Source organism: Pseudonocardia sp. 73-21 (assembly GCF_001899645.1).
Classification (GTDB): Bacteria; Actinomycetota; Actinomycetes; order Mycobacteriales; family Pseudonocardiaceae; genus Pseudonocardia.
Map to the genome: position 1 here is coordinate 1 of NZ_MKVV01000050.1, position 12,594 is coordinate 12,594.

Annotated in this window: 12 protein-coding genes; 1 reads left to right on the forward strand and 11 read right to left on the reverse strand. The window is 73.3% G+C overall.

What is annotated here, in order from left to right; genetic code table 11:
• Nucleotides 1–175: 175 nt before the first annotated feature.
• Genes BGP03_RS16010 through BGP03_RS16045 form a run of 8 tightly spaced genes read right to left on the reverse strand, consistent with a single transcriptional unit; the run spans nucleotide 176 to nucleotide 8,462 of the window.
• Entirely contained in the window at nucleotides 176–1,252 is a 1,077-nt protein-coding gene (locus tag BGP03_RS16010) for a zinc-binding dehydrogenase (protein WP_296368680.1), read from the reverse strand.
• Entirely contained in the window at nucleotides 1,249–1,992 is a 744-nt protein-coding gene (locus BGP03_RS16015) for an enoyl-CoA hydratase-related protein (RefSeq protein ID WP_296368678.1), read from the reverse strand. The genes BGP03_RS16010 and BGP03_RS16015 overlap by 4 nt, the downstream gene beginning before the upstream one ends.
• 14 nt (nucleotides 1,993–2,006) lie before the next feature.
• On the reverse strand, nucleotides 2,007–3,203 hold the full coding sequence (locus tag BGP03_RS16020; protein ID WP_296368676.1) for a CaiB/BaiF CoA-transferase family protein: 1,197 nt from the start codon (nucleotides 3,201–3,203) through the stop codon (nucleotides 2,007–2,009).
• Entirely contained in the window at nucleotides 3,200–4,237 is a 1,038-nt protein-coding gene (locus tag BGP03_RS16025) for an acyl-CoA dehydrogenase family protein (RefSeq protein WP_296368674.1), read from the reverse strand. The genes BGP03_RS16020 and BGP03_RS16025 overlap by 4 nt, the downstream gene beginning before the upstream one ends.
• Complete coding sequence (locus tag BGP03_RS16030; RefSeq protein WP_296368673.1) at nucleotides 4,222–5,400, reverse strand: acyl-CoA dehydrogenase family protein; 1,179 nt, start codon at nucleotides 5,398–5,400, stop codon at nucleotides 4,222–4,224. The genes BGP03_RS16025 and BGP03_RS16030 overlap by 16 nt, the downstream gene beginning before the upstream one ends.
• Nucleotide 5,401: 1 nt before the next feature.
• Nucleotides 5,402–6,481, reverse strand: coding sequence for an acyl-CoA dehydrogenase family protein (locus tag BGP03_RS16035; RefSeq protein WP_296368671.1), 1,080 nt, complete (start codon nucleotides 6,479–6,481; stop codon nucleotides 5,402–5,404).
• Nucleotides 6,478–7,662, reverse strand: coding sequence for an acyl-CoA dehydrogenase family protein (locus tag BGP03_RS16040; RefSeq protein WP_296368669.1), 1,185 nt, complete (start codon nucleotides 7,660–7,662; stop codon nucleotides 6,478–6,480). Before BGP03_RS16040 ends, BGP03_RS16035 begins: the two co-directional genes overlap by 4 nt.
• Nucleotides 7,653–8,462 (reverse strand): enoyl-CoA hydratase-related protein, encoded by an 810-nt coding sequence (locus tag BGP03_RS16045; RefSeq protein ID WP_296368668.1) that lies wholly within the window; start codon nucleotides 8,460–8,462, stop codon nucleotides 7,653–7,655. Before BGP03_RS16045 ends, BGP03_RS16040 begins: the two co-directional genes overlap by 10 nt.
• A gap of 107 nt (nucleotides 8,463–8,569) precedes the next feature.
• Here BGP03_RS16045 and BGP03_RS16050 point away from each other — a divergent pair, with 107 nt between their 5' ends.
• On the forward strand, nucleotides 8,570–9,340 hold the full coding sequence (locus tag BGP03_RS16050; RefSeq protein WP_296368666.1) for an SDR family NAD(P)-dependent oxidoreductase: 771 nt from the start codon (nucleotides 8,570–8,572) through the stop codon (nucleotides 9,338–9,340).
• Nucleotides 9,341–9,357: 17 nt separating this feature from the next.
• Here BGP03_RS16050 and panC read toward each other — a convergent pair whose 3' ends face one another.
• The 3 genes from panC to BGP03_RS16065 all read right to left on the reverse strand — a co-directional run bounded on the left by panC (nucleotide 9,358) and on the right by BGP03_RS16065 (nucleotide 12,572).
• Nucleotides 9,358–10,236 carry a pantoate--beta-alanine ligase gene (gene panC / locus BGP03_RS16055; protein WP_296368665.1) on the reverse strand — a complete coding sequence of 293 codons (879 nt, stop codon included), beginning with the start codon at nucleotides 10,234–10,236 and terminating at the stop codon, nucleotides 9,358–9,360.
• 89 nt (nucleotides 10,237–10,325) lie between these two features.
• Nucleotides 10,326–11,942 carry an NAD(P)/FAD-dependent oxidoreductase gene (locus BGP03_RS16060; protein WP_298800926.1) on the reverse strand — a complete coding sequence of 539 codons (1,617 nt, stop codon included), beginning with the start codon at nucleotides 11,940–11,942 and terminating at the stop codon, nucleotides 10,326–10,328.
• A gap of 3 nt (nucleotides 11,943–11,945) precedes the next feature.
• Nucleotides 11,946–12,572 (reverse strand): TetR/AcrR family transcriptional regulator, encoded by a 627-nt coding sequence (locus tag BGP03_RS16065; protein WP_296368661.1) that lies wholly within the window; start codon nucleotides 12,570–12,572, stop codon nucleotides 11,946–11,948.
• Nucleotides 12,573–12,594: the final 22 nt, after the last annotated feature.

The following is a 12,594-nucleotide window of genomic DNA, read 5'->3' on the forward strand; positions in this document are numbered from 1 at the left end:
GTGGCCGGTGGCCTGCAAGCCCTCACCGGGCCTGATCAAAAGAAGGTAACGGGGTAACGGGTCGGGTCGCGGCCCGCTCCGTGCGGGTGCCGGTGTCGTGCAGGTGGATGCGGTGCTCGTCAACCTGCACGAAGCGCGATGTCGACTCCGCGGTGATCCCGGGGGATGGTGCTGGTCACGATCCGTCCTCCACGTCCGGAGTCAGTGCGATCTTCACGACGCCGTCACGTCGGCCGGCGAACAGCTCGTACGCCTCGTCGGTGTGCGAGAGCGGCATCCGGTGGGTGAACAGCTGCGACAGGTCGGTCGGCCCGTACTCGGCCAGCGCGAACAGCCGGCGCAGCCGGTCGCTGCCCGCCGGGCACAGGCTCGTGACGATCCGGCGCTGGTAGAACCCGAGCCCGACCGGGACGTCGAGGCTGCGGTGGGCGGCGTACACCCCGACGCTGGAGACGGTGCCGTCGAGCCGGGTGGCCTCCAGTGCCGCGGCGAAGGTCTCCTGACGGCCGAGGGCCTCGATGGCGACGTCCACGCCGCGCTTGCCGGTGAGCTCCCGGATGCGCGCCACGGCGCCTTCGGGTTCGACCACGACGTTGGCGCCGAGCTTCAGCGCCAGCTCGGCGCGCTCCGGCACCCCCTCGACGGCGATCACCAGCCCTGCTCCGTGCAGGCGGGCGCCCGCGGTGGCGCAGAGCCCGACGGGGCCCTGGGCGAAGACCGCGACCGTGTCGCCGGTCTCCACGTTCGCACGCTCGACGGCGGAGAAGCCCGTGGAGAACACGTCACCGGCCAGGATGGCGCGCTCGTCGGAGAGGGTGTCGGGGACCTTCGCCATGTTGATCGTCGCGCGTGGCACGACGAAGTAGTCGCCCTGGCAGCCGGCCAACGCGTTGGACATGCCGGGTACCTTGCCCAGCGTCAGACAGGTCTGCAGCTGCCCGCGCAGGCAGTTGGCGCATTCGCCGCAGCCGACGACGCAGGAGGCGACGACGCGGTCGCCGACGGCGAACCCGCGGACGTTGTCGCCCAACGCGGCAACGTTGCCGACCGCCTCGTGGCCCATCCCGACGTGCTCGACGCCGCGGGGCATCGGGAACTCGTGCAGGAAATGCAGATCCGAGCCGCAGACCGTGGCGAGCCGGGTGCGCAGCACTGCCTCGTCCGGCCCGGGTTCTGGGACGGGGGCCTCGCGCAGCTCGAGCTTGCCCATCCCGGTCTTGGACCAGGTCCGGTTCACCGTCGTGGTAGTCATGGTCGCCCTCCGCTGCGCCTGCGCATCGACCACATCTGTGGTGCCCGCTCGGTCTGTACCGCCATGTCCCAGCCGACCCCGGGCGGGCCGGTCTCCATCCGGAAGCTGCGCACCGCCGCCCTGGCCAGTGCCGGGTCCTTCGCGATGCCGCGGGCGAAGTCCATCGCCCTGGCCTCGACCTCGTCGTCGCCGTGCGCCTCCCAGGCCAGGCCGAGCGCCACCGCGCGGTCGCCGTCGATCTCCGCTCCGGCCAGCGCCATCGCCGCGGCCGCCTCGCGACCGGCGAGCCGCGACAGCAGCACGAAGTGGCCGCCACCGGGGTGCAGCCCGATCCGCAGGAACCCCGACAGCAGCCGGGCGTCGCGGGAGACAACCCGCATGTCGGCGGCCAGCGCCAGGTTCATCCCGGCGCCGACGGCCGCCCCGCGGACCGCGGCGATGGTGAAGGCCTTGACGGCGCCCACCCGGGTGAACGACTCGTAGATCACCGAGAGGCCGGTGTAGGTCGCGTCGTCGGACGGGTCGGCGCCCGCACCGTCGAGCGTGCCGGTGTGGGCCCCGGCGCAGAACCGGCCGTCCGCTCCGCGGATCACCAGTGCACCGATGCCGTCGTCGGCGTCGACGCGTTCCAGGGCGTCGACCATCTCGCGCGCCATCTGGGGGGTCAGCGCGTTGCGTCGTTCGGGTGCGTTCAGGGTCATGAGGGCGACGCCGTCGTCGACCTCGAGTTCAACCTCCACCGATTCCTCCTCCGTCAGTCGGCGACCGCTCCGGTCGCCACCAGCTCGTCGATCTCCTCGGCGGTCCTGCCGATCTCGCCGAGGACCTCCCGGGTGTGTGTGCCGGGGCGGGTGACGACCGGCCCGGACGCGACCGCCCAGCCGCTCATCCGCGGTATGGGCCCGACCGTGTCGGGTGCGGGCAGCACGCCATGGCGGTACGCGGTGGCGAAGGCCTCGGGCAGCGACCGTACCGGCGCGACCGCCGTGTCGACCTTCGCGAGCCGCTCCAGCCAGGTGTCGAGCGGGGCTCCGGCGAAGGCGTCGGTGAACGCGGCCCGCACCTCGTCCCAGCGTTGCGGGTCGGCGTGGGCGGCCACCAGGTCGGGCCGGTCCAGGGCGGTGCACAGGCTGGCGAAGAACTTCGGCTCCAGCGCGCCGACCGACAGCCACCGGTCGTCGGCGGTGCGGTAGCAGTCGTAGAACGGCACGGCGCCCGACAGCAGCCCGCCGCCCCACGACGGGTCCGGCGCCCCGGCGCCGGTCCACGCGGGGACCACCTGCAGCAGTCCGAGCAGGCCCTCGTACATCGACACGTCGACGTGCGTGCCCCGGCCGGTGGCGGCCCGCCCGGTGAGGGCCGCGAGGATGCCGAACGCCGCGAGCAGCCCGCCCGCGGCGTAGTCGGCGGCCAGATTGAGCGGGATGCCCGGGCGCTGGCCGGGGCGGGTGCTCGCCGAGAGCAGGCCCGACTCGGCGATGTAGTTGAGGTCGTGGCCCGCCTGCTGGGCGAGCTCCCCGTCCTGGCCGTAACCGGTCAGCGAGCAGTAGACCAACCCCGGGTCTGCTGCCGAGAGGGTGTCGTAGCCGAGCCCGAGGCGGGCGCAGGCCCCCGGCCGGAAGCCCTCGACGAACACGTCCGCGGTCGCGACCAGTGCCAGCGCGACCCCGAGTCCCGCGGGCTGCTTCAGGTCGAGCACGACCGACCGCCGGGACCGGTGCAGCGGGCTGGTCCCGGCGCGGCGGGCGCGGGCGCCGCCGTACATCGGCAGCTCGCCCAGCACGGTGCCGGGCCGCGCCGACGTCGGCGCCTCGACGGTGATCACGTCGGCGCCGAGGTCGCCGAGCAGCATGGTGGCGAACGGACCGGGCGCGAGCGCGGACAGATCGAGGACGCGGATGCCGGCCAGCGGCCCGCCGCGGCCCCCGGTGCTGGTGTCTTCCGTGGTCATGTGCTGTTTCCCCCTCGTGCCGGTGCTCCGTCGAACAGCGCCTCGGCCAGCCGGGCCCGGTGTGCGGCGGGGGTGCCGCACGCCAGCTCCAGGGCCTTGCCGCGCTTGAGCCACAGGTGCAGGTCGTGCTCCCAGGTGAACCCGATGCCGCCGTGGCACTGCAGGGCGTGCTCGTTGGCCAGCCGTTGCGCCTCCGTGGCGGCCACCGCGGCCACGGCGGCCGCCCCGGCCGCGTCCGGGTCGCCAACGGCCACCAGGTGCGCGGCCACCCACACCGCGGGGCGGGCCATCTCGACCGCGAGGTGGGCGTCGGCCAGCCGGTGCTTGACCGCCTGGAACGACCCGACCGGGCGGCCGAACTGGTGGCGCTGCCCCACGTAGCCGACGGTGACCGCGACCAGGTGTGCGCCGATGCCGAGCAGGGTCGCCGCGGTCGCCACGGCCGCCCGGTCGGCGAGCCGGACCGCGGCGCCGGCCGAGCCCGGCAGCAGGGTCTCGGGCCCGGTGTCGGCCCGCACCGATGCCAGCCGGCGGGACCGGTCGAACGCCGGCTGGGCGACGATCTCGCAGCGCCCGGGCTCGACCGCGTGCATCCCGTCTGCGGCCGCGACGAGCAGTACGTCGGCGTCCTGGGCCGATGCCACGAGCGGTCGTCCGGGCAGCGCCACCGTCGCCACCGCGTCGCCGGCGGCGATGGCGGGCAGCCAACGCTCGCGCTGCGCGTCGGAGCCGTGCTCGGCGAGGACCAGCGCGGCCAGCGCGGTCTCGGCGAGCGGCACCGGGAGCGCGACCCGCCCGGCTTCCTCCAGCAGCAAGGCGAGCTCGAGGTCGCGGTAGCCGAGGCCGCCGAACTTCTCGGGCACGACGGCTCCCAGGAAGCCGACCTCGGCAAGCTGGGCCCACAGTCGCCGGTCCGGACCGGCGGCCCCGTCCTCCCACGCCGCACGTACCCGGGACGGCGGGCACTCCGCGGCCAGGAACGTGCGGGCGCCGTCGGCCAGTGCGCGCTGGTCGGGGGTCAGGTCGAGGTCCACCGGGGCTCCCGAGGCAGGCCGAGCACGCGCTCGGCGACGATGTTGCGCTGCACCTCGCTGGTGCCGGCGAAGATCCGCGACGCCCGGGCGTGCCAGTAGCGCCGGTGCAGCTCGGGTGCGGCCAGGTTGAGGGGCGCGTCCGGGGTCAGCTCGGCCAGCGGGCCGAGGATGTTCAGCGCGGTCTCGAAGATGCGCGCCTCCATCTCCGACCAGTAGAGCTTGCCCATGCTCGCCTCCGGTCCGATCGAGCCGCCTGCGGCGAGCCGGGTGGTGACGTGCTGCATGTGGCGGCGGTACTGCTGGACCTCGACGTGGCGGGCCGCCACCTCGTCGCGCACGACGGGGTCGTCGGCCATCCCGGCGCGGCGGGCGAGCTCCACGAGGTCGTCGATGTCGCGGGCGAAGCGTGCGTGGTCGCCGAGTCCGGTGCCGCGCTCGAAGCCGAGGGTCGCCATCGCCACCGACCAGCCCTCGCCGATCTCGCCGACGACGTTCGCGACGGGCACCCGCACGTCGGTGAGGAACACCTCGGCGAAGCCGGGCTCGCCGTGCAGTTGGCGGATCGGGCGCAGCTCGATGCCGGGGGAGTCCATCGGAACCATGACGAAGGTCAGCCCGCGGTGGCGGCGCAGCGCCGGGTCGGTGCGGACGATCGCGAACATCCACTGCGCGAAGGCCGACAGCGACGTCCAGATCTTCTGGCCGGTGATCACCAGCTCGTCGCCGTCGAGCTCGGCGCGGGTGCGCACGGCGGCCAGGTCGCTGCCGGCGTCGGGCTCGGAGAAGCCCTGGCACCACAGCTGCTCGCAGCTGAGCATCCCGGGCAGCCACCGCCCGCGCTGTTCGGGTGTGCCGAAGGCCATCACCGTGGGGCCCGCCATGCCCAGGGCCAGGCGGTTGAGCCGGACTGGGGCGCCCGCGCGCACGTACTCCTCCCCGAACAGTGCCTGCTCGATCAGTCCGGCGCCTCCGCCGCCGTGCTCGCGCGGCCAGTGCAGCGCGGTGTAGCCGGCGTCGTGCAGCTGCCGTTCCCACGCGCGGTGGGCCGCCACCCCCTCGGCGGTGTAGGGGGGCGGCAGCGGCTCGCCCGGCACGTGCTCGGCGAGCCACTGCCGGGCCCGCCCGCGGAAGCTCTGCTCGGCGGTGGAGTAGGTCAGGTCCACGTCAGATCCTGGTGATCGTCGGCCAGAGCTCGTCGGCTCCGGCGGTGATGACCGCGCGACCCAGCTCGGCGGCCCAGTGCTGCTCGGCGCCGTACTCCTCGCGCCACGACCACAGCCGCCGGGTCAGGTGGTGCAGGCGGTGCTCCTGGGTGAAACCGATGGCGCCGTGGACCTGGTGGGCGATCCGGGCCGCGGGGCCGGCGGCCGCGCTGGTGCGGGCCTTGGCGGCGGCCACGGCCAGCGCGACGTCGCTCGTCGAGGCCGGGCCGGCGCCACTGTCGCGGACGGCGGAGGCCACCGCCGCGTCGGCCGCCGCGCCTGCCACCGCGGCCAGCCCGGCCAGCGTCGCCACCTGGTGGGCCACAGCCTGGAAGCGGCCGATCGGGCGGCCGAACTGCTCGCGCTCACCCGCGTAGCGCACAGTCAGGTCCAGCACCGCGCCCACCGCCCCGGCGATCTGCACCGACCGCGCCAGCGCACCGAGCCGGTACAGATGTGCCGCGGTGCCCCGCGGCACCGTCGCGACCGCACCCGCGGGCAGCCGCAGGCCCGCGACGACGAGGTCGTCGCGCGGCTCACCCGCCAGGTTGTCGCCGTTGGCGAGGGTCAGCCGGGCCGGGTCGACGAGCGCGGCCAGCTCCGGACCGTCCGGGCTGCCGCCGACCACCAGCACGCGCTCGGCGACCCGCGCCCAGGCCACCCTGGGCGCGGTGCCGTCGAGCACCACATTCCCGCCGGTCCTGGTGACCGACAGACCGGGGCCGCACGCGACCGTGACCGGTCCCGCCGGCATCGCGAATCCTGCCGCCACGCACCCGGCCGCGGCCGGGAACAACGTCTCGCCCAGCGGGACCGGCCCCGCGTGCGCGGCGACCACGCGGAGCACGATCGCGGCGTCGGCGAGGTCCCCGCCGGACCCGCCGGCCACCTCGGGCACGCCGACGGCGGTCAGGTCGGCGCCGGCCAGCCGGTCCCACACCTGCGGGCTCCAGGAGCCCTCGGCCGCAGCCACCACCTCCGGCGGGCAGTGGTCGGCCATGATGGCCGTGACGACCTGTTCGAGCGGTTCGTACGTCGTCATCGCAACCCCAGTCCGCGTGCCACGATCCCGCGCAGCACCTCGTTGGTGCCGCCCCTGAGGGTGAAACCCGGGGCGTGCAGCACGGCACGGGCCAGCTCGCGGGCGAGCGGGTCGGCCGCCGTGGTGCTCGGCTCCACCGGCGCGACGGACCGGACGACGTCGATGATCTCGTTCTCCAGCGTCGTGCCGAGGTCCTTGACCAGCGCGGCCGCGACGTCGGGTGTCTCGCCGCGGTCCAGCGCCGCGGCGATCTGGACCGACAGCCGCCGCACTGCCCAGAGCTGGGCGACCAGCTGCCCGATCGCCGCTGCTTGCCGCGGGTCGCCGGGGTCGGCGACCCGGACGAGGGCGACGAGCAGCGGCAGCGTGGACAGGAACCGTTCGGGCCCGCTGCGTTCGAAGGCGAGCTCCGAGGTCACCTGGATCCAGCCCGCGCCGATCTCGCCGAGCACCATGTCGTCGCCGACGTACACGTCGTCGAGGACGACCTGGTTGAAGTGGTGCTCCCCGTCGAGCAGCCGGATGGGGGAGACGGTCAGGCCGGGCGCGTGCAGGTCGACGATGAACTGGCTCAGCCCGTCGTGCCGGCCGCCGTCGGTCGACGGCGAGGTGCGGCACAGCGCGATCATGTAGTCGCAGCGGTGGGCCTGGCTGGTCCAGACCTTGGTGCCGGACAGCCGCCAGCCGGCCCCGTCACGCCGGGCCGTGGTCCGCACCGAGGCGAGGTCGGAGCCGCTGTCGGGCTCGCTCATCCCGATCGCGAAGTACGAGCGCCCGCGGGCCATCGCCGGCAGCATCCGTTTCCGCTGCTGCTCGGTGCCGTAGCGCAGCAGGGCGGGGCCGCTCTGCCGGTCGGTGACCCAGTGGGCCACCACCGGAGCTCCCGCGGCGAGCAGCTCCTCGATCACGACGAACCGGTGCAGCGCCGGCTGGTCGTGGCCGCCGTAGCGCTTCGGCCACGTCATGCCCAGCCAGCCATGGTCGCCGAGGCGGGTGGAGAACTCGGGGTCGAACCCGGCCAGCCAGGCGTCGCTGGTGGCCTGGATCGCGCCGCGTCGCCGTTCGGTCTCGAGGAATTCCCGGACCTCGGTGCGCAGTGCCTCCGCGGCGGCGGGCAGGCCGGCGTCGGGGAGCCGGATCCCGCGCGCCGCGCCGGCCACCGCGGAGGCCCTCAGCGCCATGGGGAGAAGTCGGGCTTGCGCTTGTCCATGAACGCCTGCGAGCCCTCCGTCTGCTCGCCGGAGGCGAAGAACCCGGGGTTGACCTGGTTGAGGATGGTGAACCGCTCCTGCTCCTCGCGGATGTGCGCGGTGGAGTCGTCGAACGACTTCTTCACCAGCTTGAGCACCGTCGGGCTGAGCGCGAGCAGGTCGTCGCACCAGCGGGCCACCTCCGCGTCCAGCTCCGCGGCCGGCACGACGGCGTTGACCAGCCCCCAGTCCAGCGCCTGCCGGGCGGTGTAGCGGCGGCAGAGCATCCAGATCTCCTTGGCCCGCTTCATGCCGACGACGGTCCAGAGGTGGCTGACCAGCCAGCCCTCGGCCGGGCTGGCCACCCGCGGGCCGTTCTGCCCGAACACCGAGCGGTCCGAGGCGATGGTGAAGTCGGTGACGTAGGCCATGTGGTGCCCGCCCCCGATGGCGTAGCCGTCGACGCGTGCGATCACCGGCTTGAGGCACTCGCGGAAGGCCCGGTAGAGGTTCTTCATCAGGGTGTCGAACGAGTCGTCGCCCGCGCGGAAGGTGTCCTCGTTCTCGACGCTGACATCGCCGCCGGCGGAGAACGCGCGCTCGCCCGCACCGGTCAGCACGATCACCCCGACCTCGCCGTCGGCTCCGGCCCGCCAGACGGCGTGGGCGAGTTCCTTGACCGTGTGCGGCGTGAAAGCATTGAGCTTGTCGGGCCGGTTGATCGTCACCCGCGCGACGGCGTCCTTGACCTCGTAAAGGATGTCCGAGTATTCGACGACCGATCCGGTCATGATCCAGCGCCTTCCGTGTCGGGTATGATGATTACGAGGATCGTATGTATGAGGTGGGGGCAAAGTCCACCACCGACCGGCCCCACCACCGACGCTGAGGAGACGACATGACCGGTGCAGACGGACAGTCCGCGGAGAACGGCGCACGCCGGGTCGCTTTCGTGACCGGGGGGGCAGGGGGGATCGGCACCGCCATCTGCCGCCAGCTCGCGGCGGCCGGGCACGCCGTCGCCGTCGCCGACCTGTCGCGCGAGGCGGCCGAGAAGGTCGCCGCCGACATCGACGGGATCGGTGTCCCCCTCGACGTCACCGACCCCGACTCGGTCGCGGCGGCCGTCGCGGAGACCACCGAGAAGCTGGGCGCCCCCACCATCGTGGTCAACGTGGCGGGCTGGGACGAGCTCAAGCCGTTCCTGGACACCGACGAGGACTTCACGCACAAGGTGCTGGAGATCAACCTCAACGGGCCGATCCGGGTGCTGCGGGCGACGCTTCCGGCCATGGTCGAGGCGCACTACGGCCGGATCGTCAACATCTCCTCGGACGCGGGACGGGTCGGTTCCTCGCTGGAGTCGGTGTACTCCGGGGCCAAGAGCGGCGTGATCGGGTTCACCAAGACCATCGCCCGCGAGTTCGCGAAGCACGGCATCACCGCCAACACCGTCTGCCCCGGCCCGACCGACACCCCGCTGCTGCGCCAGATCACCTCCGGCGAACGGTCCGGGAGCATCATCGCGGCGATGACCAAGGCCGTCCCGATGCGTCGGGTGGGCACGCCCGACGACGTCGCGCCCGCCGTGGTGTTCCTGGCCTCGCAGGCGGCCGGCTACATCACCGGCCAGACGCTGTCGGCCAGCGGCGGGCTGACGATGAGCTGAACCGGCGGGTCGCCCTCCTACAGCTGGACGGCGATGTTGTCGATGAGATGGGTCGAGCCCAGGCGCGCTGCGACGAGCAGCCGCGCCGGGCCGGGCCCCGGATCGGCGCCGAGCGCCGCGTCGCGGAGCTCGAGGTAGTCCACCTCCAGCGCGGGGTCGCCCGCCAGCACCGCGCGCGCGGCGCCGAGCACGGCGCCCGGGCCACCGGCCGCCGCAGCGGCACCGGCCGACAATGCCCGGTACAACGTCGTGGCGCGTGCCCGGTCGGGCGCGGAGAGGTACACGTTCCGGCTGGACAGCGCCAGCCCGTCCGGCTCGCGGACGGTCGGGACGGCCGCCACCGTCAGCGGGAAGTCGAGGTCGCGCGCCATCCGCGTGATCAGGGCCAGCTGCTGGTAGTCCTTCTCGCCGAAGTAGGCCACGTCCGGGGCGACGATGTGGAACAGCTTCGCGACCACCGTGAGCACGCCGGCGAAGTGGCCCGGCCGGACCGCCCCCTCCAGCTCCGAGCCCAGCGCCCCCGGGACGACGGTGGTATCGGCGCCCTCGGGGTACATGTCCCTCACCCCGGGGAGGAACACCAGCTCGACGCCCTCCTCCCGGCACGCCGCGAGATCGGCCTCCAGCGGCCGGGGGTAGCGGTCGAGATCCTCGCCGGCCCCGAACTGCAGCGGGTTGACGAAGATCGACACGACCGTCGCGGCCGACGGGTCGGCATCGCGGGCATGCCGGACCAGCGCCCGGTGGCCTGCGTGCAGCGCGCCCATGGTCGGCACGAACGCGACGGCCCGGCCGTCGGCCCGCAGCGCCCGCACGGCCGCGGAGACGGCGTCGGGGGTGCGGTGCACCTGCAGGGTGCCGGCTGTGCCGCGCTCGGAGGGGTGGAGACCCGTCACCGATCCTCCTCGTCGAGGTCCGCCGAGCTCGCGTCGTCCCGAGCCCGGCCGGACCGTAGTGCGAGTGGCGGGTGGCCACAATCGCCCGATCAGACCAGCGCACGTCGCTCGAACCCGGCGTAGCCGCGGGTGGCCACATCCTCGCACCGCTGCCGGTAGAGCCCGAAGCTGCCGAAGAAGAACAGCGGGCTGCGCGCCTTGCCGGGGATGTTCGCCCCGTCGTACCAGGACCCCGACGGCCCCGTGACGATGCGGTCGGCCTGCTCCCGCACGTGCTCGGCCCAGTCCTGCTGCGCCTCGGGCCTGGCCTCCACGACGTCCAGGCCGTTGCGCAGCGTGTCCTCGATGCAGGAGGCGATCCACTCGACGTGGTGCTCGATGGACACCGGCAGGTTGCCGAAGGTCGCGCCCGGGCCGGTGACCATGAACATGTTGGGGAACCCGGCCACCGCCAGCCCGAGGTAGGTGCTGGGCCCGTCGGCCCACTCGCGCCGCAGCGCGACGCCGTCGCGTCCGGTGATGTCGATCCTCGTGAACGGTCCCGTCACGGCGTCGAACCCGGTGGCCAGCACGATTGCGTCGAGGTCGATGTCCTCGGTCGTGGTCCGGATGCCCTGCGGCGTGACCTCCTTGATCGGCGACTCCCGCAGGTCGACGAGCGTCACGTCGTCGTGGTTGTAGGTCTCGAAGTAGTGGGTGTCGATGATGGGCCGCCGGCCGCCGAACGGGTGGTCGAACGGCATCAGTTTCGCGGCGGTGTCCGGGTCGGTGACGGTCTCGCGGATCTTGTCCCGGACGAAGTCCGCGGCGAGGTCGTTGGCCCGGATGTCGGTGAGCAGGTCGCGGTAGGAGCCGAACACGAACCGGAACCCGCCCTGCTCCCACAGCTCCTCGAACGTCCGCCGGACCTCCTCGGGGGTGGCGGCCAGCGCCGAGCGGCCGTTGTGCTGCCATGGGAAGCCGCTGAGCGACCACTTGGCCTTCGCCCAGATCGCGTCGTAGTCGGCCCTGATCCCGGCCAGCACCGCACGGTCGACGGTGTGGTGGCGCGCGGGCACGGCGAACTGCGGGGTGCGCTGGAAGACGTGCAGGTGTGCGGCCTGCTCGGCGATCACCGGGATGGCCTGCACGCCGGTGGACCCGGTGCCGATCACCCCCACCCGCCTGCCCGCGAAGTCCACGGGCTCGTGCGGCCAGCGTCCGGTGTGGTGGCACTCGCCGGTGAACGTGTCGAGGCCCGGGATGTCGGGTGTGTAGGGGGCGGCGGCGAGCAGGCCCACCCCCGTGACGAGGAACCGGGAGGTGACGACGTCACCGGCGCTCGTCTCCACCCGCCAGGTGCCGTCGGAGTCCTGGTACCGCGCAGCCTCGACGCGGGTGCCGAGCCGGATGTCGCGCAGCAGCTCGAACCGCTCCGCGACGTGCCGGAGGTAGGCGAGGATCTCTGGCTGGCGCGGGTACTTTCCGCTCCACTCCCACTCCTGCAGCAGCTCCTCGGAGAACGAGTAGCAGTACACGTAGCTCTCGGAGTCGCAGCGCGCCCCCGGGTACCGGTTGAGGTACCAGGTGCCGCCGACCCCGTCGGCGGCCTCGATCACGACGGCCCGCAGGCCGAGCACGTCCCGGACCCGGTGGAGCATGTAGAGGCCGGCGAAACCGGCTCCCACGATCACGACGTCGACGTCGGTGCGGCTCGATCCGGGCACGGCTCACCTCTGCGGTTGATGGGGCTGGTTCAGCCCGTCGAGGACGACGTCGGCGTACATGCGTCCGATGTCGCGGGCGGCCATCGGGCCGGGGCGGTACCACTGGTAGGCCCAGGCCGACATGCCGATGATGCCGAAGGCCAGCACCCGGGCCGAGGCCACCGGGCGGAACGACCCGTCGGCGATGCCGGCCTCCAGGATCGTGACCACCTGCTGCTCGTACTCGTCGCGCTTCTTCTTGACCTCGATGAACCGGTCCTCGGACAGGAAGCGGCGCTGCTCGAAGAAGATGGTCTGGTAGCGCTGGAACCGCTCGGCGCCGACGAGGTTCTCCTCGATCAGCTGGGCGAGGGTCTCGCGCGGCGCGCGGCCGGCCGAGGCGGCTGATCGCAGCATCTCGAGCTGGGTGTCGATGAAGGCGTCGTGTATCAGCAGCAGGAGGTCCTCCTTCGCCGCGAAGTGGTGGTAGAAGGAACCCTTGCTCACCCGGGCCCGCGCCACGATCTCCTGCACCCCCGTCGCCTCGTAGCCCTTCTCGTAGAAGCAGTCGACGGCGGCGGCGACGATGGCGTCAAACGCCCCGCCCCGCGAGGACGCCGGGCGGGTGCCGGGAGCGGATGCGGTGGCCATGGGCGGGATGGTAGCCAGCGCC

What these genes read in the sequence shown, in the direction of transcription:
- BGP03_RS16050 (WP_296368666.1), top strand. Translation starts at nt 8,570, where the DNA reads ATGACCGGTGCAGACGGACAGTCCGCGGAGAACGGCGCACGCCGGGTC.
- BGP03_RS16045 (WP_296368668.1), bottom strand. Translation starts at nt 8,462, where the DNA reads ATGACCGGATCGGTCGTCGAATACTCGGACATCCTTTACGAGGTCAAG.
- BGP03_RS16020 (WP_296368676.1), bottom strand. Translation starts at nt 3,203, where the DNA reads ATGACCACGGAAGACACCAGCACCGGGGGCCGCGGCGGGCCGCTGGCC.
- BGP03_RS16035 (WP_296368671.1), bottom strand. Translation starts at nt 6,481, where the DNA reads ATGACGACGTACGAACCGCTCGAACAGGTCGTCACGGCCATCATGGCC.
- BGP03_RS16010 (WP_296368680.1), bottom strand. Translation starts at nt 1,252, where the DNA reads ATGACTACCACGACGGTGAACCGGACCTGGTCCAAGACCGGGATGGGC.
- BGP03_RS16065 (WP_296368661.1), bottom strand. Translation starts at nt 12,572, where the DNA reads ATGGCCACCGCATCCGCTCCCGGCACCCGCCCGGCGTCCTCGCGGGGC.
- BGP03_RS16040 (WP_296368669.1), bottom strand. Translation starts at nt 7,662, where the DNA reads ATGGCGCTGAGGGCCTCCGCGGTGGCCGGCGCGGCGCGCGGGATCCGG.